General features: G+C 61.8%; 25 protein-coding genes. 3 read left to right on the top strand and 22 right to left on the bottom strand.

Going from position 1 to position 25,142, the window contains the following annotated elements:
• Window position 1 precedes the first annotated feature (1 nt).
• From WDB91_RS08800 to WDB91_RS08700, 21 genes are all read right to left on the bottom strand, one after another.
• Window positions 2-691: a biotin--[acetyl-CoA-carboxylase] ligase gene (locus tag WDB91_RS08800; protein ID WP_339114488.1), complete on the bottom strand. Its 690-nt coding sequence runs from the start codon at window positions 689-691 to the stop codon at window positions 2-4.
• A 58-nt stretch (window positions 692-749) separates the two neighbouring features.
• On the bottom strand, window positions 750-2,189 hold the full coding sequence (nuoN, locus tag WDB91_RS08795; RefSeq protein ID WP_339112198.1) for an NADH-quinone oxidoreductase subunit NuoN: 1,440 nt from the start codon (window positions 2,187-2,189) through the stop codon (window positions 750-752).
• A 12-nt stretch (window positions 2,190-2,201) separates the two neighbouring features.
• Window positions 2,202-3,731 carry an NADH-quinone oxidoreductase subunit M gene (locus tag WDB91_RS08790; RefSeq protein WP_339112197.1) on the bottom strand — a complete coding sequence of 510 codons (1,530 nt, stop codon included), beginning with the start codon at window positions 3,729-3,731 and terminating at the stop codon, window positions 2,202-2,204.
• Entirely contained in the window at window positions 3,731-5,845 is a 2,115-nt protein-coding gene (gene nuoL / locus WDB91_RS08785) for an NADH-quinone oxidoreductase subunit L (protein WP_339112196.1), read from the bottom strand. Before nuoL ends, WDB91_RS08790 begins: the two co-directional genes overlap by 1 nt.
• A 3-nt stretch (window positions 5,846-5,848) precedes the next feature.
• Window positions 5,849-6,154 (bottom strand): NADH-quinone oxidoreductase subunit NuoK, encoded by a 306-nt coding sequence (nuoK, locus tag WDB91_RS08780; RefSeq protein WP_339112195.1) that lies wholly within the window; start codon window positions 6,152-6,154, stop codon window positions 5,849-5,851.
• Between the two features lie 104 nt (window positions 6,155-6,258).
• Window positions 6,259-6,861, bottom strand: a complete 603-nt coding sequence (locus WDB91_RS08775) for an NADH-quinone oxidoreductase subunit J (protein ID WP_339112194.1) — start codon at window positions 6,859-6,861, stop codon at window positions 6,259-6,261.
• Window positions 6,858-7,280, bottom strand: coding sequence for a carboxymuconolactone decarboxylase family protein (locus WDB91_RS08770; RefSeq protein WP_339112193.1), 423 nt, complete (start codon window positions 7,278-7,280; stop codon window positions 6,858-6,860). Before WDB91_RS08770 ends, WDB91_RS08775 begins: the two co-directional genes overlap by 4 nt.
• Before the next feature lie 6 nt (window positions 7,281-7,286).
• Entirely contained in the window at window positions 7,287-7,778 is a 492-nt protein-coding gene (gene nuoI, locus WDB91_RS08765; RefSeq protein ID WP_339112192.1) for an NADH-quinone oxidoreductase subunit NuoI, read from the bottom strand.
• 1 nt (window position 7,779) lies between these two features.
• Window positions 7,780-8,817, bottom strand: a complete 1,038-nt coding sequence (gene nuoH / locus WDB91_RS08760) for an NADH-quinone oxidoreductase subunit NuoH (protein WP_339112191.1) — start codon at window positions 8,815-8,817, stop codon at window positions 7,780-7,782.
• A 23-nt stretch (window positions 8,818-8,840) separates the two neighbouring features.
• A complete protein-coding gene (locus WDB91_RS08755) occupies window positions 8,841-9,212 on the bottom strand; it encodes a hypothetical protein (RefSeq protein ID WP_339114487.1) in 372 nt (123 codons plus the stop codon).
• Window positions 9,213-9,254: 42 nt separating this feature from the next.
• Window positions 9,255-11,252 carry an NADH-quinone oxidoreductase subunit NuoG gene (gene nuoG / locus WDB91_RS08750; RefSeq protein ID WP_339112190.1) on the bottom strand — a complete coding sequence of 666 codons (1,998 nt, stop codon included), beginning with the start codon at window positions 11,250-11,252 and terminating at the stop codon, window positions 9,255-9,257.
• 63 nt (window positions 11,253-11,315) lie between these two features.
• Window positions 11,316-11,612, bottom strand: coding sequence for a hypothetical protein (locus tag WDB91_RS08745; protein WP_339112189.1), 297 nt, complete (start codon window positions 11,610-11,612; stop codon window positions 11,316-11,318).
• A gap of 17 nt (window positions 11,613-11,629) precedes the next feature.
• Window positions 11,630-12,925: an NADH-quinone oxidoreductase subunit NuoF gene (gene nuoF / locus WDB91_RS08740; protein WP_339112188.1), complete on the bottom strand. Its 1,296-nt coding sequence runs from the start codon at window positions 12,923-12,925 to the stop codon at window positions 11,630-11,632.
• A gap of 102 nt (window positions 12,926-13,027) precedes the next feature.
• Entirely contained in the window at window positions 13,028-13,786 is a 759-nt protein-coding gene (locus WDB91_RS08735; RefSeq protein ID WP_339112187.1) for a hypothetical protein, read from the bottom strand.
• A 43-nt stretch (window positions 13,787-13,829) separates the two neighbouring features.
• A complete protein-coding gene (gene nuoE / locus WDB91_RS08730; protein ID WP_339112186.1) occupies window positions 13,830-14,720 on the bottom strand; it encodes an NADH-quinone oxidoreductase subunit NuoE in 891 nt (296 codons plus the stop codon).
• Window positions 14,720-15,958, bottom strand: coding sequence for an NADH-quinone oxidoreductase subunit D (locus WDB91_RS08725; protein ID WP_339112185.1), 1,239 nt, complete (start codon window positions 15,956-15,958; stop codon window positions 14,720-14,722). Before WDB91_RS08725 ends, nuoE begins: the two co-directional genes overlap by 1 nt.
• Window positions 15,959-15,986: 28 nt before the next feature.
• On the bottom strand, window positions 15,987-16,613 hold the full coding sequence (locus WDB91_RS08720) for an NADH-quinone oxidoreductase subunit C (protein WP_339112184.1): 627 nt from the start codon (window positions 16,611-16,613) through the stop codon (window positions 15,987-15,989).
• Between the two features lie 12 nt (window positions 16,614-16,625).
• Window positions 16,626-17,159: an NADH-quinone oxidoreductase subunit B family protein gene (locus WDB91_RS08715; protein WP_339112183.1), complete on the bottom strand. Its 534-nt coding sequence runs from the start codon at window positions 17,157-17,159 to the stop codon at window positions 16,626-16,628.
• A complete protein-coding gene (locus WDB91_RS08710) occupies window positions 17,150-17,515 on the bottom strand; it encodes an NADH-quinone oxidoreductase subunit A (protein ID WP_339112182.1) in 366 nt (121 codons plus the stop codon). The genes WDB91_RS08715 and WDB91_RS08710 overlap by 10 nt, the downstream gene beginning before the upstream one ends.
• Before the next feature lie 410 nt (window positions 17,516-17,925).
• On the bottom strand, window positions 17,926-19,119 hold the full coding sequence (locus WDB91_RS08705) for a DegT/DnrJ/EryC1/StrS family aminotransferase (RefSeq protein WP_339112181.1): 1,194 nt from the start codon (window positions 19,117-19,119) through the stop codon (window positions 17,926-17,928).
• 60 nt (window positions 19,120-19,179) lie between these two features.
• On the bottom strand, window positions 19,180-19,854 hold the full coding sequence (locus WDB91_RS08700) for an HAD hydrolase-like protein (RefSeq protein ID WP_339112180.1): 675 nt from the start codon (window positions 19,852-19,854) through the stop codon (window positions 19,180-19,182).
• A gap of 139 nt (window positions 19,855-19,993) precedes the next feature.
• Between WDB91_RS08700 and glmU the strand changes: the two genes are divergently transcribed.
• From glmU to WDB91_RS08685, 3 genes are read left to right on the top strand one after another with little or no spacing between them, the layout of a single operon-like run.
• Window positions 19,994-21,328 (top strand): bifunctional UDP-N-acetylglucosamine diphosphorylase/glucosamine-1-phosphate N-acetyltransferase GlmU, encoded by a 1,335-nt coding sequence (gene glmU, locus WDB91_RS08695; protein WP_339112179.1) that lies wholly within the window; start codon window positions 19,994-19,996, stop codon window positions 21,326-21,328.
• Window positions 21,329-21,331: 3 nt separating this feature from the next.
• Window positions 21,332-23,146: a glutamine--fructose-6-phosphate transaminase (isomerizing) gene (gene glmS / locus WDB91_RS08690; RefSeq protein WP_339112178.1), complete on the top strand. Its 1,815-nt coding sequence runs from the start codon at window positions 21,332-21,334 to the stop codon at window positions 23,144-23,146.
• Window positions 23,143-24,063 carry a DNA alkylation repair protein gene (locus WDB91_RS08685; RefSeq protein WP_339112177.1) on the top strand — a complete coding sequence of 307 codons (921 nt, stop codon included), beginning with the start codon at window positions 23,143-23,145 and terminating at the stop codon, window positions 24,061-24,063. Before glmS ends, WDB91_RS08685 begins: the two co-directional genes overlap by 4 nt.
• A gap of 116 nt (window positions 24,064-24,179) precedes the next feature.
• On the opposite strand, the gene WDB91_RS08680 is transcribed toward WDB91_RS08685, so the two are convergent.
• Window positions 24,180-24,953: a gamma-glutamyl-gamma-aminobutyrate hydrolase family protein gene (locus tag WDB91_RS08680; protein WP_339112176.1), complete on the bottom strand. Its 774-nt coding sequence runs from the start codon at window positions 24,951-24,953 to the stop codon at window positions 24,180-24,182.
• Between the last annotated feature and the right edge of the window lie 189 nt (window positions 24,954-25,142).

Here is a 25,142-nt window from a genome sequence, read left to right as displayed (position 1 = left end):
TTCAGAAAAAGATATCAGCGGCAGAGATTGCCAGCCGTCCCTCGGGACGGTTCAGGATCATCGCACCGCTCTCGTCGATGGTTTCAAAAATGCCGTCATGGCTCTGGGTGCCCGTCCGCGCGCGGATAGGCTGGCCGATACGCGCGGCACGTGCCAGCCAGGCCGTGCGGATCGGCGCAAAACCATAGGTCTGGTAATCTGTGGCAAAGCGGTCGAATGCGGGTGCCAGATAGGCCAGAAACTCGTCCGGCGTCGGCGCATATCCCAAGGCCTGCGCCACGCTTACCGGCGCCACGGCGCCCGCTTCCACGAGCCCCGCCTCGGGCGCCTGCGCCAGATTGACCCCGATGCCGATACAGAGCCATGCCTCCGGCCCCTGTCCGATGGTCTCGAGCAGGATGCCCGACACCTTGCCACCGTTCAGAAGCACGTCATTGGGCCATTTGATCGCCAGTTGCGCCTGAGGCCCACAGATCTGGCCGAGCGCCTTGTCGAGCGCCAGCGCCGCGACAAAGGAATAGAGCGCCGCCCGGGCGGGCTCCATGCGGGGCCGGAACAGATAGCTCGCGGAGAAATTCCCCGAGGGCTGCACCCATGCACGTCCGCGCCGCCCGTGACCTGCAGTCTGCTCATGCGCCAGAATCCAGATAGGCCCCGCTTGCTGCGGAGCCATTCTGGCCGCCTCGGCCATCGTACTATCGACCCGGGGCAGCACCTTACGCGCCACTGCCTCGGGCCATTGGGGTAGATCAATTGACAAGTGCTGCTGCTGCCGCCTGTGCGACACCCTCGATACCGAAGAGGTTGATCGAACCGGCGACCATGATGATGCCGGACCCGATCAGAAGGACACGCTGCGGCGTGGCGATGCGTTTGTCGATGCCCAGCTCTTCCTCGTCACCGAAATACATGTAGTAGACGATGCGCAGGTAATAGAAGGCGGCAATTGCCGAGCCGATTACGGCGAAGACCGCGGGCCAGACATAGCCCGCCTCAACTGCCGCGACCAGCACCGAGAACTTGGCCCAGAAGCCCATCATCGGCGGCACACCGGCCAGCGCAAACAGCAGGATCAGCAGCGCCCATGCCCGCATCGGACCACGGCGCGCCAGCATGCTGAGCGCCTTGATATCGGTGACCGGCTGGCCGTCGCGCTCCATCGACAGGATGAAGGAGAACATACCGATATTCATCGCGACATAGACCGCCATGTAAATCAGCATCGCCGCCACACCCTGTTCGGTGCCAGCCATCAGTCCTAGAAGCGCGAAGCCCATATGGGTGATCGAGGAATAGGCCATCAGACGTTTGATATTGGTCTGCCCGATCGCGCCGATCGACCCCAGGAGGATCGAGGCCACCGACAGGAGTGCCACGACCTGGCCCCATTGATCGGTCACACCACCGAAGGCGTCAAACAGCAGCCGCGCAAACAGTGCCATTGCCGCCACTTTGGGTGCGGTGGCAAAGAAGGCGGTGATCGAGGAGGGCGAGCCCTCATAGACATCCGGCGTCCACATATGGAACGGCACGGCGGAGACCTTGAAGGCCAGCCCGATCATCATGAAGACAAGGCCGAAGAGCACGCCCACGGGGATCTGCCCCTCTTTGACCACCGACAGGATACCGGCGAAATCGGTCGTGCCGGCGAAGCCATAGGTGAGCGAGGCACCGTAGAGCATGATCCCCGAGGAGAGCGCACCGAGGACGAAGTATTTCAGACCGGCTTCCGAGGAACGGGTGCTGTCGCGACGCAGTGCCGCTACCACATAGAGCGAGAGCGATTGCAGCTCGAGCCCGATATAGAGCGACATCAGGTTGCCCGCCGAGACCATCATCATCATACCCACCACGGCCAGCGTGATGAGGATGGGATATTCGAACCGCATCAACCCGCGACGTTCCTGATAATCCACACCCATTGCCAGCACAGCCGCCGCCGAGAGCAGGATCAGCACCTTCGCGAAGCGCGAGAAGTTGTCCTCGATGAAAAGCCCGTCAAAGGCCACATTCGTGAGATTATTGAGACCGATCAGCGCCGCGAAGAGCACAAGGATCGCGACCGTCAGCCACAGGATGAACCCCGCGACCTTGTCCTTGCCAAGCCAGACACCACCCAGCAGAGCCACCATCGCGTAAAGCGACAGCAGGAACTCCGGCATCACCGTGGCGAAATCCGTAGAAGTCATTGTTGGCTCTCCTTACTGCACGGCCACGCCAGCGGCGGCGAGATCGGCATGGTAGTTATTGACCAGATTGGCAACCGTCGGGCCGATGATATCGGTCAGGAAGGCAGGATAGACACCGAGCAGCAGCACGATCGCGACCAGCGGGATCATCATGCACATCTCGCGACCATCGAGATCCTTCACGCTTTTCAGGCTTTCCTTCAGCAACTCTCCGAAGAAGATCCGGCGATACATCCACAAGCCATAGGCCGCCGACAGGATCACACCAAGCGTCGCCAGCGTCGCCGCAATGGTGTGCGCCTTAAAGGCACCGGTCAGGGCGAGGAACTCACCCACGAAGCTCCCCGTCCCCGGAAGGCCCAGATTGGCCATCGTGAAGAACATGTAGAAGAGCGCATAGACCGGCATCCGCTTGACGAGGCCCCCGAAGGCCGACAGCTCGCGGGTATGCAGGCGTTCGTAAATGATCCCGACGCCCAGGAACATCGCGCCCGACACGAAACCGTGGCTGAGCATGATATAGACCGCGCCGTCGATCCCCTGCTTGTTGAAGGAGAAGATACCGAGCGTGACAAAACCCATATGGGCGACCGAGGAATAGGCGATGACCTTTTTCATATCGGTCTGCGCCAGCGCCACGAGCGAGGTATAGATGATCGCGATGACCGAGAGCCACATGATGAAATCGGACATCAGGTCGGCGGCCACGGGGAACATCGGCAGCGAGAAGCGCAGGAAGCCGTAGCCGCCCATTTTCAGCAGGATCGCTGCAAGGTCGACCGAACCGGCCGTTGGCGCCTGAACGTGCGCATCGGGCAGCCATGTATGGAGCGGCCACATCGGGATCTTCACAGCGAAAGACGCGAAGAAGGCAAGGAAGAGGAGCGTCTGCACACCGCCCGGAATGTTGATCCCCAGCACCGAGAAGGCCTCGGAGGAGAAATCATACGTCATCAGGGTCGGGATATCGGTGGTTCCGGTGATGGCGAACATCCACGCGATCCCCACCAGCATGAAGACCGAGCCCACGAAGGTATAAAGGAAGAACTTGAAGGTCGCATAGACGCGGCGACGCCCGCCCCAGACACCGATGATCAGGAACATCGGGATCAGCGAGGCCTCGAAGAAGAGGTAGAACAGCACGATATCGAGCGCGGTGAACACGCCCAGCATGAAGGTCTCGAGCACGAGGAAGGCGATCATATACTCCTTCACGCGGCGGTCATTGACCCATGCGGAGAGAATGGTGATCGGCATCATGATGGTGATCAGCATGACGAAGACGAGCGAGATGCCGTCGATCCCGACCTTGTAGTTCATGCCGAGGATCCATTCCGCCTGTTCGACGAACTGGAAATCAGGGTTGGAGGGGTCGTAGCCTGCCAGCAGGAAGAGCGAGGCCAGAAGCGTCACCAGCGTGGCGGTCAGCGCAAACCATTTCGCGTTACGGTCTGCCGCCTCGGTGCCCCCGCGCATGACCACCGCAAGGATGATCGCCGACAGCGCGGGGATGAAGGTGACGATGGAAAGCAGGTTCTGCATTACTGCGACCCTCCGGCCAGAACGACCCAGAACATGAGCACCACGATGCCGATGACCATGGTGAATGCGTAGTGGAAGAGGTAGCCAGACTGCATCCGGCCAGCGAGACGGGTGAGCGCGGGAATGACCTTGAACGCGAGCCCGTTGATGGCACCGTCGATGGTGGCCTCGTCGATCTTCTTCCAGAAGAAGCGCGCAAGGCCGACCGCGGGACGGCGGAAGATGTATTCATAAAGCTCGTCGAAATACCACTTGTTGAGCAGGAATTTGTAGAGCGGATAGAAGGTCGAGGCCATTTTCGCCGGAAGCTTGGGCTGCGCGATATACATCACCCATGCCACGGCAAAGCCGATGACCATCGCGATGAAGGGCGAGACCTTCACCCAGGCAGGGGCCTCATGTGCATCGTGGATCACATGGTTATCGGGCGCGATGAACACAGCCCCCTCACCCGTCGGACCCATCGCAGGCATCTCGTGCGCGCTCTCGGCGGCGTCACCTGCCTCCGTTGCCTCGGCACCGGTCGCCACAATCGCGCCAGCCCCTTCGGCAGCTTCGGGAGCTTCGACAGCGGCCACTTCATGTGTCGGCATGTTGAAGAACTTGGCCATTTTCTCTTCGTTGCCGAAGAACGGACCATACCAGATCATACCGGCCAGCACGGCCCCCAGACCAAGAATGCCCAGCGGCACGGTCATCACGGGCTTGCTCTCACGGGCATGCTCATGCTTGTGCTTGTCGCCGCGCGCGGTGCCGAAGAAGGTCATGAACATCAGGCGCCACGAGTAGAAGGAGGTAAACAGCGCCGCAATGACCAGCATCCAGAAGGCATAGCCGCCTGCGGTGCCCGCCCATGCGCTCTCCACGATCGCGTCTTTCGACAGGAAGCCTGCAAAACCGATATGGGTCAGCGGGATACCGACGCCGGTAATGGCCAGCGTGCCCACCATCATCGCCCAGAAGGTCAGCGGCAGTTTCTTACGCAGGCCGCCATAGTTGCGCATGTCCTGCTCGTGATGCATCGCGGTGATCACCGAACCTGCAGAGAGGAACAGCATCGCCTTGAAAAACGCATGGGTCAGCAGGTGGAACATGGCAACCGGATAGACCCCCACACCAGCGGCCACGAACATATAGCCCAGCTGCGAGCAGGTCGAATAGGCGATCACGCGTTTGATGTCGTTCTGCACGAGGCCGACGGTCGCGGCGAAGAAGGCCGTGGTCGCACCAAGGAAGACGATGAAGGATTTGGTCTCGGGCGCGAACTCGAAGAGCGGCGACATCCGGCACAGCAGGAACACACCTGCGGTGACCATGGTCGCTGCGTGGATCAGCGCGGAGACGGGCGTCGGGCCTTCCATTGCGTCGGGCAACCAGGTGTGCAGCAGAAGCTGCGCCGATTTGCCCATCGCACCGATGAAGAGGAAGATCGCGCAAAGCTCGACCGCATTCACCGAGAAGCCCCAGAAATCGATGCTGCGCTCGGCAAGCTGCGGCACCATCTGGAAGATCGTATCGAAATCGACCGACGAGCTCAGGAAGAACAGCGCGAAGATCCCGATCAGGAAGCCGAAATCACCCACACGGTTGACGATGAAGGCCTTCATGGCCGCCGCCCCTGCCGAGGGGCGCTTGTAATAGAAGCCGATCAGCAGATAGGAGGCCAGACCCACACCTTCCCAGCCGAAGAAGATCTGGATCAGGTTATCGGCGGTGACCAGCGTCAGCATCATGAAGGTGAAGAGCGAGAGATAGGCGAAGAAGCGCGCTTTATACTGCTCGCCCTCACCGAAATTCTCGTCATGCGCCATGTAGCCGATAGAATAGACATGGACGAGTGCGGAGACGGTGTTGATCACCACCAGCATGATCGTGGTCAGACGGTCCAGACGGATTGCCCAGGAACTGTCGATATCACCCGACTCAATGAAGCGGAACAGCTCGATATGCTGGGTCGGACCATCGAAGGACAGGAACACCACCCAGCTGAGAAAGGCCGCCAGCACCAGAAGCGCGGAGGAGACATACATCGCCCCCTTCTCGGTGATGATCCGCCAGCCAAAGCCCGCGATAAGCGCGCCCAAGAGCGGCGCGAACAGAATGATCGTCGGCATCGCTTATCCCTTCATCACGTTGACATCGGAGACGTCGATCGAGCCACGGTTGCGGAAGAACACCACCAGGATCGCCAGACCGATCGCGGCCTCGGCCGCAGCCACGGTGAGCACGAACATGGTGAAGACCTGCCCCACCAGATCGCCCATATGGGTCGAGAAGGCGACAAGGTTGATATTCACCGCAAGAAGCATGAGTTCGATCGACATCAGGATGACGATGACGTTCTTCCGGTTCACGAAAATTCCGAAAATACCGATGACGAACAGGATCGCCGCCACCCCAAGATAATGCTCAAGTCCGATCATCGTTGTCCCTCCGGGTCATCGCCCCGTACTCCGTCTTTGGCAGGCATCCTGCCGAATTCTTTGGGGCGCGAGTTGTCCCGCACCCAATTTTTATCGCGACAGGCTTAGAGCCCCTGCCCCGGCTTCACATCGATCAGCTTCAGCTGCTCTTTCGGGTCGCGCTGCATCTGCATCATCGGATCCTGACGCTTGATATCCACACGGTGGCGCATGGTCAGCATGATCGCCCCGATCATCGCGACCAGAAGCACAAGGCTCGAGGCCTCGAAGAGATAGAGATACTGGTCATAGAGGATCAGACCGAGCGCACGGGTGTTATCCACTCCCTCGGGCGCCACGGCGGCCCGCAGGCTGGTTGCGCCATCGGCCATCTTCCACGTCCCGATCGCCCAGCCCAGCTGCACGAGGATCACGATCCCGATCAGCACGGCGATGGGCAGATATTTGACCATCCCGCTCTTGAGCGCCGTGAAGTCCACATCGAGCATCATCACCACGAAGAGGAACAGCACCGCGACCGCGCCGACATAGACGATGACCATCAGCATCGCGACGAATTCAGCGCCCATCAGGATGAACAGCCCCGCCGCCGAGAAGAAGGCCAGGATCAGCCAGAGCACCGAGTGCACGGGGTTGCGCGCCAGCACAACCATCAACCCCGACACCACCACGAGGATGGCGAAGAGATAAAACGAAAATACCATCATGCGTCATCTCCCGCAGATTCTTCTGCCTGCTCCGCAAAGACCGCCTTGGCGATCTCGAAGGCACGGCTCATGGCGGGCACCCCGCCAAACATGCTCATCTGGAAGATCGTCTCGGCGATCTCCCGCTGTGTTGCACCGGCTTCCATAGCGTGGCGGATCGTCAGCCGGATCTGGCCGTCGGCCTGCGCGCCCATGGCGGTCAGTGCCGCGAGGGTCAGCAGAAGACGCGTCTTCGCATCCAGACCATCGCGATTGAATGTATTGCCAAACCACATCTCCATCATGTCGCGCGACATGGTGGGGAAATAGCTATCGAAAGCCGCAGGATTGAAGCTCTCCAATGCGGGATTGAAGCGGCGGGCCATCTCGGCCCCCTGCTCCATCATCGTCTGGAAAAGTTTGGTGAAATCCTGCGTCATGGCACCTTACCTGTAGGGGGCGTCGATTTCGATATTGCGGGCGATCTCGGCTTCCCAGCGGGCGCCGTTATCGAGAAGCTTGGCCTTGTCGTAGAAGAGTTCCTCGCGGGTCTCGGTCGAGAACTCGAAATTCGGGCCTTCGACGATGGCATCCACAGGGCAGGCTTCCTGACAGAAGCCGCAATAGATGCATTTCGTCATGTCGATATCGTAGCGCGTGGTGCGGCGCGAGCCATCGGCGCGGGGTTCGGCATCGATGGTGATCGCCTGTGCGGGGCAGACGGCCTCGCAGAGTTTGCACGCGATGCAGCGCTCCTCGCCATTGGGATAGCGACGCAGCGCATGTTCGCCACGGAAGCGCGGCGAAAGCGGCCCCTTCTCATGCGGGTAGTTCAGCGTGGGCTTCGGGCTAAAGAAATACCGCATACCAATGCCGAAGCCTTTGATGAAATCGACAAGCAGGAAGTATTTCGCGGCGCGGGCATAATCGAATGCCATATCAGCCTCCAATCGCGAAGCGGGCCCAGAAGGCACCGAGGATTTCGAATTTCGCCAGGAACGAGATCACGACGACCCAGCCCAGCGACAGCGGCAGGAAGACTTTCCAACCGATACGCATCAGCTGGTCGTAGCGATAGCGCGGCGTGATGGCTTTCACCATGGCGAACATGAAGAACCAGAAGACCATCTTCAGGAACATCCACAAGACGCCATCGGGCAGACCCGGGATCGGCGAGAGCCAGCCACCGAAGAACAGGATCGAGATCAGCGCACACATCAGCCAGATCGCGATATATTCGCCCGCCATGAACAGCAGATAGGGGGTGGAGCTATATTCCACCATGAAGCCCGCAACCAGTTCGGATTCCGCTTCCGGCAGGTCGAAGGGTGGGCGGTTCGTCTCGGCCAGTGCCGAGATGAAGAACAGCGCGACCATCGGCAGATGCGGCAGCCAGTACCAGTTGAACAGACCGAAGGACCCGTCCTGCGCGCGCACGATATCAGACAGGTTCATCGAACCGGTCGAGATGATCACCCCGATGATGATCAGACCGATCGAGACCTCGTAAGAGATCATCTGTGCCGCCGAGCGCAGCGAGCCGAGGAACGGGTATTTCGAGTTCGACGCCCAGCCGCCCATGATCACCCCGTAGACCTCGAGCGAGGAGATCGCGAAGACGAACAGGATCGCCACATTGATATCGGCCAGCACCCAGCCATCGGCCATGGGCACCACGGCCCATGCCAGAACAGCCAGCACCATCGACATCAAAGGCGCTAGGAAAAACACGAATTTATCGGCACCGGCGGGAACCACGATCTCCTTGAGAACGTATTTCCCTGCATCGGCAAAGGTCTGGAACAGACCCCAGGGGCCGACAACGTTGGGGCCGCGGCGCATCTGCACTGCTGCCCAGATCTTGCGGTCGCCATAGACCAGAAAGATCAATGCAACCATCACGAAGGCGATCAACGCGACCGCCTGCAGGAGGATGATCACGAATGTGCCAAAGGGTGTAGCGATAAACTCGGCCATGGTGTTCCTCAGATCGCCTTCTCTTAAACCGTCGGGATGCCGCGATCCGCGCAATCGGAGACCGTGACTTCGGCATCGATGGTACGCAGTCCCCGCGGCAATGCGGGTGAAATTGTGTAAACGGCATCTGCCCGCCAGAGACCGTCGCTATCATCAAGGCTCGTGCGGATATGCCGCGCAAAGCCGAAGCCCCTGATCAGGGAATATTGTGCCGCAGCGCAGGCCGCGAATTCCGTCGCAACCTCTGGGGTTGCGCCCTTGCCACCCACCGCCACGCGAAATTCTACAAGATCATCTTGCAAAAGCCGCGTCTCGACCGGCTGATAATCCACTGGTTTGAACGCCGCCCGTGCAGAGGCGCAGCCCGACAGCCCGACCATAAGGCCGGTTGTCATAAGCGCGATCTGGCACAGGTTGGAGCGCATCACTCGGTGTCCTTATTCAGCAGCCACGGGGGCGGTTGCGCGGGCTTTGGCATTGGCGGACAGTTCCGCCATCAGCACAGAGGCCCGAGCAATCGGATTGGTCAGATAGTAGTCGCGGAAGGCCGGACGGAAGGTCGCCTTACCCATGTCGCGGATCTCGAGGGCCGTCCAGTCGCTTTCGACAACCTCATCGACGCGCGCCAGATGCGGCACAGCCGCCACCATCGCACGACGCAGACCGGCCAACGTGTCCCACTCCTGCTTGGCGTTCAGCTCGGCCGAAAGCGCACGCAGGATCGCCCAGTTCTCCTTCGCCTCACCCGGCGGGTAAGCGGCGCGGAAGGCAAGCTGCGGACGGCCTTCGGTATTCACGAAGAGACCGTTTTCCTCGGTATAGCAGGCCGAGGGCAGGATGATATCGGCGCGGTTGGCGCCACGGTCGCCATGGCTGCCCTGATAGATGACCAGCGGGCCACCCTCGGAACGCGGCGCGATCTCGATCTCGTCGGCCCCGAGGTTATAGATCACCTCGGCGCCCTCGATCGCGACCGGCAGACCGCCTTCCGTGACCGCACCCACATCCATTGCGCCCACGCGACCAGCCGCCGTGTGCAACACCAGCATCTTCGCACCGGTGGCCATGACAGCGGCGATCACCGCCTCGCCATCGGCCTCGTTCACGGCACCCTGCCCCACGATCACCAGCGCGCCCTCGCCCACCGACAACTCGGCCAGCGCGGCACGGTCGGTGCCCAGATGCGTATAATCATAGGTCAGATCCGACGCTTCGCCGATCACCCTGATCTTCGCGCCGTTCAGCCAGGCCTTGCGGATTCGGGCATTGAGCACCGGCGCCTCGATACGCGGATTGGACCCGAGGATCACGATGTCCTTGGCGCTATCGATATCGGCAATCGCGGCATTGCCGATATAGGCCGAGCGGTTGCCCACGGGCAGACGCGCACCATCGGTGCGGCATTCCACGCGGCCACCTTGCGCCTCGATCAGCTGTTTCAGCGAGAAAGCGGCTTCCGTCGAGGCCAGATCACCGACCAGACCGGCAACTTTCTTGCCCCTGATCGCCTCGGCCGCCGCCGAAAGGGCCTCGCCCCAGCTTACAGGGGTCAGCTTGCCGTCTTTACGGATATAGGGTTTGTCCAGACGCTGGCGTTTCAGACCGTCCCAGACATAGCGCGATTTATCGCCCAGCCATTCCTCGTTCACCGCGTCGTTGTTACGCGGCAGGATACGCATGACCTGACGGCCCTTGGTATCCACGCGGATGTTCGAGCCAAGCGCATCCATCACGTCGATGGACTCGGTCTTGGTCAACTCCCACGGACGGGCGGTAAAGGCATAGGGCTTCGAAACCAGCGCGCCCACGGGGCAGAGATCGACGATATTGCCCTGAAGATTGCTGTCGAGCGTCTGATCGAGATAGGAGGAAATCTCGCTATCCTCGCCACGACCGGTCTGGCCCATCTGGGAAATGCCCGCGACCTCGGTCGTGAAGCGCACACACCGGGTGCAGGAGATGCAGCGCGTCATATGGGTTTCGACAAGCGGCCCGAGGTTCAGCTCGGTCGCGGCGCGTTTGGGCTCGCGGTAGCGCGAGAAATCGACGCCGTAAGCCACGGCCTGATCCTGCAGGTCGCATTCGCCGCCCTGATCGCAGATCGGGCAGTCAAGCGGGTGGTTGATCAGGAGAAACTCCATCACCCCCTCGCGCGCCTTCTTCACCATGGGCGATTTGGTCTTCATGACCGGCGGCTGGCCCTCGGGACCGGGACGCAAATCACGCACCTGCATCGCGCAGGAGGCGGTGGGTTTAGGCGGACCGCCCACGACTTCTACCAGACACATCCGGCAGTTACCGGCAATCGACAGACGCTCGTGATAACAGAACCGCGGCACTTCGATGCCTGCTTCCTCGCAGGCCTGTAGAAGTGTCAGGCCGCCATCCACCTCGTAATCGGTGCCGTCGATATTGATCTTTCTGAGGTCTGCCATGTCACAATCCGTCAGTCTGCTCGGGCGCGGTCATCCGCGCGGTGATATCTGTGCGAAGGGCCATCACTTACAGCCCCCCGGGAAGATCCAGGACCCGTCCTCGAACCGGTCATCCAGACCCGAATTCACGCCATTCGGGCCGCACCAGCCATTGACCGTCCGCTTGGCCTCGATGCCCTCATCGGCGCGGAAGGGCGTGGCCACCCGCTGCACGATCAGCCCCGAAGGCGATTGGGCGATCTGGTAGCCCTGCGGCACCCCGCGCGACACCGGAACCGGTGTCTCGGGGGCCACGAGCGGCTTGGTGTCACAGGCGGCAAGCGCCAGAAGCGCTGCCCCCAATGCCATACCGCGGGCCATATGTCCGGTCGTCACATTCATTCGGCTGCAAACGCCCCCATGCGGCCGGTCTTGCGAGCCTTGATCCGGTCCTCAATCTCCTCGCGGAAATTGCGGATGAGACCCTGGATCGGCCATGCGGAAGCGTCGCCAAGCGCGCAGATCGTGTGGCCTTCGACCTGTTTGGTCACCGATTGCAGCATGTCGATCTCTTCGATCTCGGCATCGCCGGTCACCAGACGGTCCATCAAGCGGCTCATCCAGCCGGTGCCCTCACGGCAGGGCGTGCACTGGCCGCAGCTTTCGTGATGGAAGAATTTCGACAGGCGCGCCACGGCTTTGATGACATCGGTATTCTGGTCCATGACGATCATGCAGCCGGTGCCGAACACGGTCTGTTTCTCGCGCATGCCGTCGAAATCCATGATCGCGTCCTCGCACATGGAGGCCGGCAGGATCGGACAGGACGCCCCGCCCGGAATAACCGCCTTGAGGTTCTTCCAGCCGCCGCGCACGCCGCCGCCATGTTTCTCGATCATCTCGCGCATCGACAGGCCCAGAGTCTCCTCGACGACGCAGGGCGTGTTGATATGGCCCGAGAAACCGAAGAGCTTCACGCCCACATTGTTGGGGCGGCCGAAGGACGCGAACCACTCGGGGCCACGACGCAGGATGGTGGGGGTCACGGCGATGGATTCGACGTTATTGACGGTGGTGGGGCAACCATAGAGACCCGCGCCTGCGGGGAATGGCGGCTTCATGCGGGGCATGCCCTTCTTGCCTTCGAGGCTTTCCAGAAGCGCCGTTTCCTCGCCGCAGATATAGGCGCCGGCCCCGTGATGCAGGAACACATCGAACTGGTAGCCCGAACCGCAGGCATTCGGCCCGAGGAAGCCCGCATCATAGGCCTCATCGATCGCGCGCTGCAGCGCCTCTTTCTCACGGGTATATTCCCCGCGCTGGTAGATATAGGCCGCGCGCGCGCCCATTGCGTAACCGGCAACCAGCGCCCCCTCGACCAGCGTATGCGGGTCATGACGCATGATCTCGCGGTCCTTGCAGGTCGCGGGTTCGGATTCATCTGCATTGATCACGAGGAAGGACGGACGCCCGTCGGTTTCCTTGGGCATGAAGGACCATTTCAGACCCGTCGGGAAGCCCGCGCCGCCACGGCCACGCAGGCCCGATGCCTTGATCTGGTCCACGATCCACTCGCGACCATTGGCCAGAAGACCGGCGGTATTGTCCCAATGCCCACGCTTCATCGCGCCAGCAAGCGACTGGTCATACATCCCGTAGAGGTTGGTAAAGATCCGATCCTGATCTTTCAGCATGTCACTTTCCTCACTTCCGCGGCCCTCATGGCCGGATATTGCCGGACTTCCGGCGGCAGATGCGCCGATCCGACCAGCGCGGTATACTCGTCGAGCTTGCGCTCAGTAATCATTCGTCTTTGCGCGTTCCAGAAAGGCATCCTTGCCCTCCTGCGCGATCACTTTGGCCTGTTCGACCCATTTGTCCAGCGTGCAGCGCCCTTTGAAACGCGGCACATTGGCATCGGCATAGGCCACCTCGTCGGGGCCCCATCCGGCGATCTGGTCGTAATGCCAGATGCCCCATGCGTTCAGCCGCTCTTCCAGTTTCGGGCCGATCCCCTCGATCAGCTTCAGATCGTCGGCCTGTCCCCCGCGCGGCGCCTCGAGCCCCACAGGCGCAACACCTTCGCCGCTGGCCTCCTCGGCCTCCGCATCTTCCTCGTCGGGATCATGCCAACCGGGCTGGTCCTTCTGGTGACGGATGCGGCTTTCGGCCTCGGCGGCCGTGATATCGACCTTGTCCATATGGACCTTGGCCTGCCCCTCGGCCGCCTCGAGATCCGCATCCAGCGTCTCCTTCAGTTCGGCTGCCGGCTCGCTTTTATGCGTATAGGCGAGGACCGCATCATGACCAACCGAATGGGCAGGCGGCACCGCACGCGCGGCCAGCCCCACCTCGATCTCCGCTTCCTGAAGATCGAGCGTTCCATCCACAAAAGCCCATTTCAGGAAACCACGGAACAGGAAGAACCCGATCAACCCGATAAACAGCGCCGCCAGAAATCCCGTGCCAAGATTGAACAGAAACAGGACAACGCCCAGAACAGCGCCCCAGAGAGTCGCTGTTTGTCGCGCTTGGCTCTTCATTTCGTTCAGCATCTCATTAGGCCTTTCAGGCTGCGGCATGCCCTATCGCGGGCGGTTAAAGCGGCTTGGAATCTTCGGTCGGTTTTCCTTTGGAGTCAGCTTCGGCTTCTTGTTCGGTGATACCGGTGCTATCGGCGGGCACACCCTTGGCGGGGCGCGGACCACGGGCAGCGGCCTGCTGGGCGGCGGTCTTGGGGCGCGGTTCCGCCCCCATCAGACCCACCGGCCCGATCTGGCCATTCACCTTCCAAGGCGCGGTCAGCTCGACTTCGGTCCCGTCGATCTTTTTCAGATAGGTGCCGTATTTCAGGGCGATGGAGGTCGTCGCATTATGCTCTTCCTTATCACCTTCAACCTCGACACAGGCATTCGGACCCGAGAGCGGCTCGGAGGAGAACCGCCCCTTACGCGAGCCCGGCACCGGGCGCTCTCCCGCTTTCAGCTGGTCGATCAGCTCACCGATGCTCTCTTCCGAGAGATCCTCGTAGTAATCGCGGCCGATCTGGGCCATCGGCGCATTGGCGCAGGCACCAAGGCACTCGACCTCTTCCCAGGACAGCGTGCCATCCGCCGACAGCTCGTGCGGATTGGGCGCGATCTTTTCCTTGCAGACCTTCATCAGGTCCTCGGACCCGCAGATCATGCACGACGTGGTGCCGCAGATCTGGATATGCGCGACCGAGCCCACAGGGGCCAGATGGAACATGAAGTAGAAGGTCGCAACCTCGAGCGCGCGCATGTAAGGCATCTCGAGCATATCGGCGACATATTCGATAGCCGGACGGCTCAGCCAGCCCTCCTGCTCCTGCGCGCGGAACAGCAGAGGAATGATGGCCGATGCCTGACGCCCGACCGGATATTTGGTCATCTGCGCCAACGCCCATTCATGGTTGGCGGGCGTGAACTCGAAGCTCTCGGGCTGTTCGTGATGTAGACGGCGAAGCATTAGCGGTCGACCTCCCCGAACACGATATCCATCGTGCCGATGATTGCGGCCAGATCGGCGAGCATGTGCCCCCGTCCGACATAGTCCATAGATTGCAGGTGCAGATAGCCCGGTGCGCGGATCTTGGCGCGGTAGGGCTTGTTGGTGCCGTCGGATTTGAGGAACACGCCGAATTCGCCCTTGGGCGCCTCGACGGCGGCATAGACCTCGCCCGCCGGCACCTTGAAGCCTTCGGTATAGAGCTTGAAGTGGTGGATCAGACTCTCCATCGAGGTCTTCATATCGCCGCGCTTGGGCGGCGTGATCTTGCCACGCGCCAGAATATCACCCTTTTCCACGCGCAGCTTGTCGAGCGCCTGACGGATGATCTTCACCGACTCGCGCATCTCGGCCATGCGGACGAGATAGCGGTCATAGCAATCGCCGTTCTTGCCCACCGCCACGTCGAAATCGAATTCGTCATAGCATTCATAGGGCTGGCTGCGACGCAGATCCCATGCAAGCCCCGAGCCGCGCACCATCACGCCGGAATAGCTCCAGTCGATAATGTCCTGCTCGGTGACGATGGCGATATCCACATTGCGCTGCTTGAACACGCGGTTCTCGGTGATCAGCGTGTCGATATCGTCCAGCTTTGCGGGGAATTCCTTCGCCCATGTGTCGATATCCTCGATCAGCTCGGGCGGCAGATCCTGATGCACGCCGCCGGGCCGGAAATAGGCCGAGTGCAGACGCGCGCCACAGGCCCGCTCGTAGAAAATCATCAGCTTCTCGCGTTCCTCGAAGCCCCAGAGCGGCGGCGTCAGCGCGCCCACATCCATGGCCTGCGTGGTGACGTTCAGCAGGTGGTTGAGCACGCGCCCGATCTCGCAGAACAGAACGCGGATCAGCGAGGCACGGCGCGGCACCTCGGTGCCGGTCAGCTTCTCGATCGCGAGGCACCATGCATGTTCCTGATTCATCGGCGCGACATAATCGAGCCGGTCGAAATAGGGCAGGTTCTGCAGATAGGTGCGGCTTTCCATCAGCTTCTCGGTGCCGCGATGCAGCAGGCCGATATGCGGGTCCACACGTTCCACGATCTCGCCGTCAAGCTCGACCACCATCCGCAGAACGCCGTGCGCGGCAGGGTGCTGGGGACCGAAGTTGAGGTTGAAGTTCCGGATACGCTGCTCGCCGGTCAGGGCGTCCTGCGTGCCGTCGTCATAATGGTTCTGCCGGATATCGCCGTCCATCATGCGCCCATCTCCATGCAAATCTTGGCCATTACTTCGCCCCCTTCTCGTCGCCCGGAAGGATGTATTTCGCCCCTTCCCACGGGCTGAGGAAGTCGAACTGGCGGTATTCCTGAACAAGCTTCACAGGCTCGTAGACTACGCGCTTTTGCACCTCGTCCCAACGCACCTCGACATAGCCGGTGGTGGGGAAGTCCTTGCGCAGCGGGTGGCCACGGAAGCCATAATCGGTCAGCAGGCGGCGCAGGTCGGGATGGCCCGAGAACAGGATCCCGAACATGTCGAAGACCTCGCGCTCGAACCAGTTGGCGCATCTATGCACCTCGGTGATCGAGGGGACCATCTCGTCGGCGCGGACCTCGGCCTTCACGCGGATGCGCTGGTTGCGATACATCGACAGGAACTGCCAGACCATATCGAAACGCTTCGCGCGCTGCGGGTAATCCACCGCCGTCAGATCGGTGAGCGAGGAGAACATGCAATTGGGGTCTTCCTTGAGGAAGGCCACGAAATTCGCGATCCCCGAAAGCGTCACATTCACCGTCAGCTCGCCAAAGGCGATTTCGGTCGAGAGCACGTCATCGGGACGGCGCATCTCGATATGCGCGGCCAGCTCGGCCAGCGCATCGGTTTTGGTATCGGTTGCGTCAGTGGTCATCTGCGTCCCTCCTCAGCGCACCAGCGTGCCGGTGCGGCGGATCTTGCGTTGGAGCTGCAGCAGCCCGTAGAGCAGCGCCTCCGCCGTGGGCGGGCAGCCCGGCACATAGATATCCACGGGCACGATGCGGTCACAGCCGCGCACGACCGAATAGCTGTAATGGTAATAGCCACCGCCATTGGCGCAGGAGCCCATCGAGATCACATAGCGCGGCTCGGGCATCTGGTCATAGACCTTGCGCAAAGCGGGCGCCATCTTGTTGGTCAGGGTGCCTGCCACGATCATCAGGTCCGACTGGCGCGGGCTGGCGCGTGGCGCCATCCCGAAACGTTCCACGTCATAGCGCGGCATCGATACCTGCATCATCTCGACGGCGCAGCAGGCCAGTCCGAAGGTCATCCAGTGCAGCGAGCCATTGCGCGCCCAGTTGATCACATCCTCGGTGGAGGTCAGCAGGAAGCCCTTGTCCTGCAACTCCTTGTTGATCGCTTGCGTGGCGAATTCCTTGTCCACGGCGGCGGTATTGGCAGAGGTCATCACGCCCATTCCAGCGCCCCTTTCTTCCATTCATAGGCAAAGCCCACGGTCAGCACGGCCAAGAAGACCATCATCGACCAGAACCCCGTCATCGACAGATCGGCAAAGGACACAGCCCAAGGGAAGAGGAAGGCCACTTCCAGATCGAAGATGATGAAGAGGATCGAGACGAGGTAGAAGCGCACGTCGAATTTCATGCGCGCATCGTCGAATGCGTTGAAGCCGCATTCGTAGGCCGACACTTTCTCGGGGTCGGGATTGCGGATCGCGATGACCGCAGCAGCCCCCAGAAGCAGAAGCGCCAACGCAATGGCAACGCACAAAAAGATGAGGATGGGAAGATATTCGCGCAGGTAGTCGTGCACTGTCTGGCTCCCTAGACTCGCGACGTATCGTCGCGCCGGTTCAAGCTGCGGTGAGCAATAGACGTGTGTCGCACCGGGGTCAACAGATGTCGGGGTAATTTCGTATCTTTCGAGGCATCCGGCCCTCCGGCCCGGTCACGAAAAAACGAATATCGACAATAAGATCCGGTTTATACCTCGCCGTCCAACTCCCCTTTCAGGATATGATATGACAGCTAGCGGGCAAGCGTGAATCGACCGTTTATGACGAAATCTTTTCGTGAAAAAGATGTATCGATTAACCCTGTTTCTGCCAAACAACTCGTTTCGCTTGAAAAAATGCCTCTTGAACTTTTTATAAAGCCGTCCCATTTCAGGCGGTTTTTTACAAAATTACTGAGCATCGCTAGGATTTTATGCACAATCCTGGGTTATATCACCGGCGTTTTTAACAACTCCGCGCGAATGATCCGCGAAATCAGCGAGATATCCTCGGGATCGAAGCTCAATGGCAGGCGCATATCGACCAGGGTATCGAGCACCGCCCCTGCCCGCGGCAGATCTGCCTTGGGCACATAGCGCCAACTCTCATGGCGGGAGGTAAAGCCCATCGGCTCGCGCGCGCCGAACCATTTCAGCTCCACGCCGCGCGCAAGGCAGCGGGTGATGAAATCCACCACCATCGCGGCAGAGAACCCCGGCAGCCGGAACTGGAAAGACGATCCCACAAAGGATTCGGCCTCGGGCCGCGCGACGAGTTGCAGCCGCTCGAGATCTGCAAGCCCCGCTTCCATCCGCCGGTAAAGCGCATTCCAGCGTGCGATCTGCGCGGGCAGATCGGCCAGCTGCGGGCGCAGGATTGCGGCGCGCAGGTTGTCCATCCGCCCCGACACATTGGGCGTGTCATATTTCAGATGCTCGAAATACCCGTTTGCGGGAGCGGCACGATGGCGGGGATAGAGCATATAGCTCCCCGACAGCAGGATCGCCCGCGCCATCACCATCGGATCGTCGCTGACGATCAGCCCGCCCTCCCCCGAATTCATATGCTTGTAGGTCTGGGTCGAATAGCAGCCGATCAGCCCATGCCGCCCAGAGGGCGTGCCCTTCCACGCCGCGCCCATCGTATGCGCGCAATCCTCGATTACCGTCAGCCCGTGGCGCCCGGCAATCGCCATCAGCCGGTCCATGTCACAGATATGGCCGCGCATATGGCTGAGCATCAAGACCCGCGCCTGATCCGCCTTGGCCTCCAGATCGTCGAGATCGATCACCAGATCCTCGGTCACCTCCACCAGCACCGGCACGCCGCCGACACTCGCAATCGCACCCGGCACAGGGGCGAGTGTGAAAGCATTTGTCAGCACCTTCTCGCCGTGTTTCAGCTCGATCGCGCGTAACGCACAGGCCAGCGCATAGCCCCCCGAGGCCACAGCCAGCGCAAAGCGCGCCCCGGTAAAATCGGCAAACTCGACTTCCAGATCGGCCACCTCGCCATGCTCGCCCGGCAATGTGTTGTAGCGGTGGAGCCGCCCGTGCCGCATCACCTCCACCGCGCGGGCGATCGCCGCCTCCGGCAGGGGCTCCTGCTGGGTGAAGGGCTTTCGGAAGATCTCGTCGCTCATATGCGCGTCCTCTGGCGATGCGGTTCTGGCCTTGCGAATATCAATGCAGCATTTGCACCCTCAGGCAAGTTTCGGCAGCAACTGCGCCACAAGATTGGGTAGGATTGCATAGCTGGCCATCGACGCCTCGGGCTTGAGCCGCAGGATCTCCTCTCCCTCGGGGCCGAAGGTCACCAGCACACAGGGCACGCCCACGGCCTCGGCCGTCTTGCGGTCGGTCACCGTATCGCCGATCAGGATCGAGCGCCCCACATCGCCGCCCGCCTGCACGACAGAGGCGATATAGGGTGCGGGGTCGGGCTTGCGGGTAGGCAGCGTATCGGCACCGATCAGCGCATCGAAGAGCGGCGCGATGCCTAGCTCCGCCACCAGCTTCACGGCCAGTGCCTCGGGTTTATTGGTGCAGATCGCGGTCTTGTAGCCCGCCGCGCGGAGTGCCTCGATGGCTGCGCGCGCGCGCGGATAGAGCTGCGTATGAACGCAGATATGCTGGTCGTAATGGCCAAGGAGAGCTTCGAAATCCTCCTCGATCGCGGCCTCGATATCGGCAATCCCCGCCCGTTCGAACCCCTCGCGCAGCATCGCACGCCCGCCATGGAAGGCGATGAGCGCATCCGCCTCCGGATCGAGCCGCGCCTCCAGACCGCGTTCGGCAAAGCAGGCATTGGCCGCCGCCAGAAGATCGGCCGAGGTATCGGCGAGCGTTCCATCCAGATCGAAGACTACGGTTTCCATCTTGTCCTTCCTGCCCCGCTACCGAGGGCCAATTGAAACACGGCGAAAGACGACGTGATGATCAGGCACCTTGCGGCGCGTCCGACTATGGGTAAAACGGGGATGAGCAGAAGAAAAGGCCAGAAGAAAAGGCAGACCCATGGCGAACGCGCTGATCATCCTTGCCGCAGGGCAAGGCACCCGCATGAATTCCGACCTGCCCAAAGTGCTGCATCAGGTGGGCCGCGCGCCGCTGGTGGCCCATGCGCTGGCCGCAGGGCGCGCCCTCGATCCCGAGCGCGTGGTGACCGTCACCGGCCACGGGGCCGAGCTGGTCGAAAAGGCCGTAGCGGAATGGGCGCCCGAGGCACAATGCGTGCGTCAGGACGAACAGCTGGGCACCGGCCATGCCGTGGCGCAGGCCCTGCCCCATCTTGATGGCTATCATGGCCGGGTGATCGTGCTCTATGGCGACACCCCCTTCATCCGCCCCGAAACGCTGGAAGCGATGGCCGAGTCGGATGCCGCCGTTACCGTGCTGGGGTTCGAGGCCGAGGATCCGGGCCGCTACGGGCGGCTGGTAACCCATGGCCATGCCCTCGAGCGGATCGTCGAATACAAGGACGCCACCGAGGAAGAACGCGAGATCACCCTGTGCAATTCGGGTGTCATCGCCTGCGATGCGGTGCTGCTGACCGAGCTGGTGCAGGGGCTGGGTAATGACAATGCGGCGGGCGAATATTATCTCACAGATATCGTGGGCATGGCGCGGGCGCGCGGGCTGACCACCGAGGTGGTGACCTGCGACGAGGAAGAGACGCTGGGCATCAATACCCGCTTCGAACTTTCCGTAGCCGAGGATCTGTTCCAGGACCGCCAGCGCGCCGACGCGCTCGAGAACGGCGTGAGCATGGTCGACCCCTCCACCGTCTATTTCGCGCTCGACACCTATCTGGGGCGCGATGTCACCGTGGGGCCGAATGTCGTCTTCGGCACCGGCGTCACCGTGGAATCGGGAGCCGCCATCGAGGCCTTCTGCCATCTGGAAGGCTGCCATATCTCGCGTGGCGCGACGGTCGGGCCCTTCGCCCGCCTGCGTCCCGGCGCGGAACTGGCCGAAAACGTCCATGTCGGCAATTTCGTCGAGGTGAAGAACTCCTCGCTCGCCGAGGGCGTGAAGGTGGGCCACCTGACCTATCTGGGCGATGCCGAGATCGGCGCGCGCAGCAATATCGGCGCGGGCACCATCACCTGCAACTATGACGGCGTCTTCAAGCATCGCACCGTGATCGGTCAGGATGCGTTCATCGGATCGTCGACAATGCTGGTCGCCCCCGTCACCGTCGGCAATCAGGCGCTGACCGGCTCGGGCTCGGTCATCACCGAGAACGTCCCCGACGAGGCGCTGGCCATCGCCCGCGGCCAGCAGGTCAACAAGCCCGGTCTTGCAGCAAAACTCATGGCGAAGCTGCGCGCCGCCAAAGCGAAAGGCTGAGATATGTGCGGAATCATCGGCGTCCTCGGCACGCATGAAGTCTCCCCCCTACTGGTCGAAAGCCTCAAGCGGCTGGAATATCGCGGCTATGACAGCGCAGGCATTGCCACGATCAACGAGGGCCGCCTCGACCGTCGCCGCGCGGTGGGCAAACTGTGGAACCTCTCGGATCTTCTGGTCCACGAACCGCTGCCGGGCAAATCGGGCATCGGCCATACCCGCTGGGCCACCCATGGCGCGGCCACAGTGGCCAACGCGCATCCGCATCGTTCGGGTCCGGTGGCGGTGGTCCATAACGGCATCATCGAGAATTTCCGCGAGCTGCGGGCCGAGCTGGCTGAAGCCGGCATCACCCCCGAGACCGAAACCGATACCGAAACCGTCGCCCAGCTGACCCGCCTGATGATGGATCGCGGCATGGCGCCGCGCGAGGCCGCTGTCGCCACGCTGAAAAAGCTCGAGGGTGCCTTCGCGCTTCTGTGGCTCTTTGACGGTGAGGCCGATCTGATGATCGCCGCCCGCAAGGGCTCGCCTCTTGCCATCGGTCATGGCGATGGCGAGATGTTCGTGGGCTCGGATGCCATCGCGCTTTCGCCGATGACCGACCGTATCACCTATCTCGAAGAGGGCGATTACGCCTTCATCACCCGTGCGGGCGCCGAGATCTTCGATCACGAGGGCCGCCGCGCCAATCGTGACGAGGCCCGCATCGATCTGGGCCAGACCCGCGTCGAGAAAGGCGGTTACAAGCATTTCATGGCCAAGGAGATCGCCGAACAGCCGGTGGTTCTGGCCGATGCGCTGACCCATTATCTGCAGGGCGATACGATCAACCTGCCGGAAACGGTCGATTTTACGGGGATCGAACGGCTGACGCTGGTGGCCTGTGGCACCGCCTTCTATGCCTGCCAGACCGCGAAATACTGGTTCGAGAAACTCGCGGGCATTCCCTGCGAGATCGATGTGGCCTCGGAGTTCCGCTACCGCGAACCGCCGATGCCTGCCCGTTCGGTCGCGCTGTTTGTCAGCCAGTCGGGCGAGACCGCCGATACGCTGGCCGCCCTGCGCTATTGCAACGAGAAGGTCGAGAAGACCATCGCCGTCATCAATGTGCCGACCTCCACCATGGCGCGCGAGGCCGATATCGCCCTGCCGATCCATGCCGGTATCGAGGTGGGCGTGGCCTCGACCAAGGCCTTTACCTGCCAATTGCTGACGCTGGCCGTGCTGGCACTGAAGGCAGGGCTCGACCGCGGCCATCTCGGCTCTGATGAGGCCCGTAAACATATGGAGGCGCTGCGCGCCCTGCCCGGCCTGATGAATGCGGGCCTCGGTATCGGCGAGCGCATCGCCGAGCTGTCGAACCAGCTGGCCGAAGCGCAGGATATCCTCTTCCTCGGGCGCGGTCCGCTTTATCCGCTGGCCATGGAAGGCGCGCTGAAACTCAAGGAAATCAGCTATATCCACGCCGAAGGCTATGCCAGCGGCGAGCTGAAACACGGGCCAATCGCTTTGATCGAGCGCACCGTGCCGGTGATCGTCTTCGCCCCCCATGACGGGCTCTTCGACAAGACCGTGTCGAACATGCAGGAGGTCATGGCGCGCCATGGCAAGGTGCTGCTGGTGTCCGATGCCCAAGGTCTGGCCGAGGCCTCCGAGGGCACATGGGCCACGCTGCAACTGCCGGAAGTGCTTGAACCATGGGCGCCGATCCTCTATGCGCTACCAGCTCAGCTTCTGGCCTATCACACCGCCATCGCCAAAGGCACGGATGTGGACCAGCCCCGCAACCTTGCAAAATCGGTGACTGTCGAATGAGCCGCAAACGTGGGGGCCGCAAAGGCCCCAAACCCGAGATCCTTCAGGATGATGGCACCCGCTTGCCCCCCGAGGAAGCCGCAAAACTCAGCGCCGAGGCCGCGGCTTACGCCGCCTCCGACGCCGATTACGAATATTTCGAGGAAGAGGCAGAGGCGGAAGATGCCCTGCCTCCGCCCACGATCGAGGACGCGCTCTATGCGCTCGAGGCATGGACGGATGCCGATCGCGCAGCCCAGATAAAGGCCCAGACCGGCACCAGCTGCCGCGTGATCGGCGTCACGGCGACCGGCATCACCGATATGGCCGCCATGTGGCGCGAGGCGCTCGACAATGAGGGCCGCGTGAGCCTGGCCCACGAGCTCTGGCAATCGGGCATCTTTGAGGCCCGCATCGCCGCCGCCAAGTTGCTGACTCAGGCGCGGATGCGCCCTGACGATATGGCATGGCAACTCCTGACCCAATGGATCGAGGAGGCCGATTGCTTCGCGCTGATCGATGCACTGTGCAAACCGGCCGCCAAACGCCTGCAGGGCAATCTGGCGCGCCTGAGCCAGCTCGATGCCTGGGCCGCCGACGGCCAGCCGACCCTCTCCGGCGATCTCGAGGAAGACGAGCTCGATGATGACGCAATCGAACCACCCCAAGGCCCTGTCGGTCCGAAGATCGCGATCTTCCTGATGACGCGCCCCTATACCAAGCTGCGCAACCCCAAGCCCGAAGACCACCGCGTGCAGGATCACCTGCTGACGCTGGCCGCACGGCTTGCCCCCGGCGCACCGGTCGAGCTGTCGCGTGCCATCGGGCGCTGGCTGGCGGATCTGGCCAAGTTCGAGCGCGCCCGCGTCGAACATTTCCTCGCCACGCAGGAACATCTGCCGCGCACGCTGCGCCGCGAGGCCCAGAACGGTCTTTGAGCATTCCAGCGTCTCTAAATATCCTCGGGGGATGAATTTCATAGTCCCCGACTATGAAAGAAGGGGGCGAGATCGCCCCCTTTTCTACATCAGCCGGTTCCGCATCGGCAGCCGGATCACGCGACTTTTGCCGCACCCCGCCGCGCCATGGCCCAAGACCGCACCGCATGGCCGAACGCCTCGAACAGCGGCCGAGAGACCGGATCTTGCGCCGCGCGATGTTCGGGATGCCATTGCACCGCCATCGTGAAGCCCGGCGCGTCCTTCACATAGATCGCTTCCATCGTGCCGTCCTCGGTGCGGCCCTCGACCACGATCCGCGGACCGGGGATCATGATCCCCTGACCGTGCAGCGAGTTGGTCTCGACCTCCTCTGCCCCGAAGATCCGCGCAAACCGCCCGCCCGGTGTCAGCTGCACCATATGACGGTTGGAGAAGCCCTCATCGAGCGGCACATCCACCGGCATCCGGTGATTACGCCGGCCCGGCAGCTCACGGATCTCGGGATGCAGCGTCGAGCCCATCGCCACCGCGATCTCCTGAAACCCGCGGCAGATACCGAAGACCGGCTGGCCGGTGGCCACACAGGCGCGCACCAGCTCAAGCGCGATGGCGTCGCGCTTGCGATCGAAGGTGCCATGCGCCTCGGTCTCCTCGTCGCCATATTCGGACGGGTGCACATTGGGACGCCCGCCCGGCAGCAGGAACCCGTCACAGGTCTCCATCAGCTCGGCCACCGTCATCCAGCACGGATCGGGCGGGATGATCATCGGGATACAGCCCGAGACCTCCGCCACCGCATCGCAGACCATCGTCCCCACCTCATGGACGGGATAGCGATCATTGATCAGTCCGGTATTTCCGATGATGCCTACGATGGGTCTGGTCATGCCTGCTCTCCTTTGACGGACAAGCTAGGCAGTCCGGCTACGCAGGAAAAGGCCTCAAATGCGCAGCAAATGTGCGCAATGGCGAAGAGACCTCACGATCTGCGCACCTTAGGCCATATTTCACAGCCCTGCCTGCTAAAAGAGCACATAAAAACTGGATCTGCCCGCCACGCAGGCAGATCCGGAACG

The organism is Thioclava sp. GXIMD2076, from assembly GCF_037949795.1.
In the GTDB taxonomy this organism is placed as follows: Bacteria; Pseudomonadota; Alphaproteobacteria; order Rhodobacterales; family Rhodobacteraceae; genus Thioclava; species Thioclava kandeliae.
The sequence above is the reverse complement of the archived record's forward strand: the minus strand, read 5'-3'. Positions and strand labels throughout refer to the sequence as shown.

Bases quoted from the DNA above. Each gene is read 5' to 3' on its own strand.
- WDB91_RS08685 (WP_339112177.1), top strand. From the start codon at position 23,143: ATGAGCCGCAAACGTGGGGGCCGCAAAGGCCCCAAACCCGAGATCCTT.
- WDB91_RS08790 (WP_339112197.1), bottom strand. From the start codon at position 3,731: ATGCAGAACCTGCTTTCCATCGTCACCTTCATCCCCGCGCTGTCGGCG.
- nuoG (WP_339112190.1), bottom strand. From the start codon at position 11,252: ATGGCAGACCTCAGAAAGATCAATATCGACGGCACCGATTACGAGGTG.
- WDB91_RS08775 (WP_339112194.1), bottom strand. From the start codon at position 6,861: ATGATGGTATTTTCGTTTTATCTCTTCGCCATCCTCGTGGTGGTGTCG.
- WDB91_RS08700 (WP_339112180.1), bottom strand. From the start codon at position 19,854: ATGGAAACCGTAGTCTTCGATCTGGATGGAACGCTCGCCGATACCTCG.
- WDB91_RS08735 (WP_339112187.1), bottom strand. From the start codon at position 13,786: ATGCTGAACGAAATGAAGAGCCAAGCGCGACAAACAGCGACTCTCTGG.
- WDB91_RS08770 (WP_339112193.1), bottom strand. From the start codon at position 7,280: ATGACGCAGGATTTCACCAAACTTTTCCAGACGATGATGGAGCAGGGG.
- nuoI (WP_339112192.1), bottom strand. From the start codon at position 7,778: ATGGCATTCGATTATGCCCGCGCCGCGAAATACTTCCTGCTTGTCGAT.
- WDB91_RS08725 (WP_339112185.1), bottom strand. From the start codon at position 15,958: ATGATGGACGGCGATATCCGGCAGAACCATTATGACGACGGCACGCAG.
- WDB91_RS08720 (WP_339112184.1), bottom strand. From the start codon at position 16,613: ATGACCACTGACGCAACCGATACCAAAACCGATGCGCTGGCCGAGCTG.
- nuoH (WP_339112191.1), bottom strand. From the start codon at position 8,817: ATGGCCGAGTTTATCGCTACACCCTTTGGCACATTCGTGATCATCCTC.
- WDB91_RS08755 (WP_339114487.1), bottom strand. From the start codon at position 9,212: ATGACAACCGGCCTTATGGTCGGGCTGTCGGGCTGCGCCTCTGCACGG.
- WDB91_RS08715 (WP_339112183.1), bottom strand. From the start codon at position 17,159: ATGGGCGTGATGACCTCTGCCAATACCGCCGCCGTGGACAAGGAATTC.
- WDB91_RS08800 (WP_339114488.1), bottom strand. From the start codon at position 691: ATGGCCGAGGCGGCCAGAATGGCTCCGCAGCAAGCGGGGCCTATCTGG.
- nuoL (WP_339112196.1), bottom strand. From the start codon at position 5,845: ATGCCGACGATCATTCTGTTCGCGCCGCTCTTGGGCGCGCTTATCGCG.
- nuoE (WP_339112186.1), bottom strand. From the start codon at position 14,720: ATGCTTCGCCGTCTACATCACGAACAGCCCGAGAGCTTCGAGTTCACG.
- nuoK (WP_339112195.1), bottom strand. From the start codon at position 6,154: ATGATCGGACTTGAGCATTATCTTGGGGTGGCGGCGATCCTGTTCGTC.
- WDB91_RS08745 (WP_339112189.1), bottom strand. From the start codon at position 11,612: ATGGCCCGCGGTATGGCATTGGGGGCAGCGCTTCTGGCGCTTGCCGCC.
- nuoF (WP_339112188.1), bottom strand. From the start codon at position 12,925: ATGCTGAAAGATCAGGATCGGATCTTTACCAACCTCTACGGGATGTAT.
- WDB91_RS08705 (WP_339112181.1), bottom strand. From the start codon at position 19,119: ATGAGCGACGAGATCTTCCGAAAGCCCTTCACCCAGCAGGAGCCCCTG.
- glmS (WP_339112178.1), top strand. From the start codon at position 21,332: ATGTGCGGAATCATCGGCGTCCTCGGCACGCATGAAGTCTCCCCCCTA.
- glmU (WP_339112179.1), top strand. From the start codon at position 19,994: ATGGCGAACGCGCTGATCATCCTTGCCGCAGGGCAAGGCACCCGCATG.
- WDB91_RS08680 (WP_339112176.1), bottom strand. From the start codon at position 24,953: ATGACCAGACCCATCGTAGGCATCATCGGAAATACCGGACTGATCAAT.
- nuoN (WP_339112198.1), bottom strand. From the start codon at position 2,189: ATGACTTCTACGGATTTCGCCACGGTGATGCCGGAGTTCCTGCTGTCG.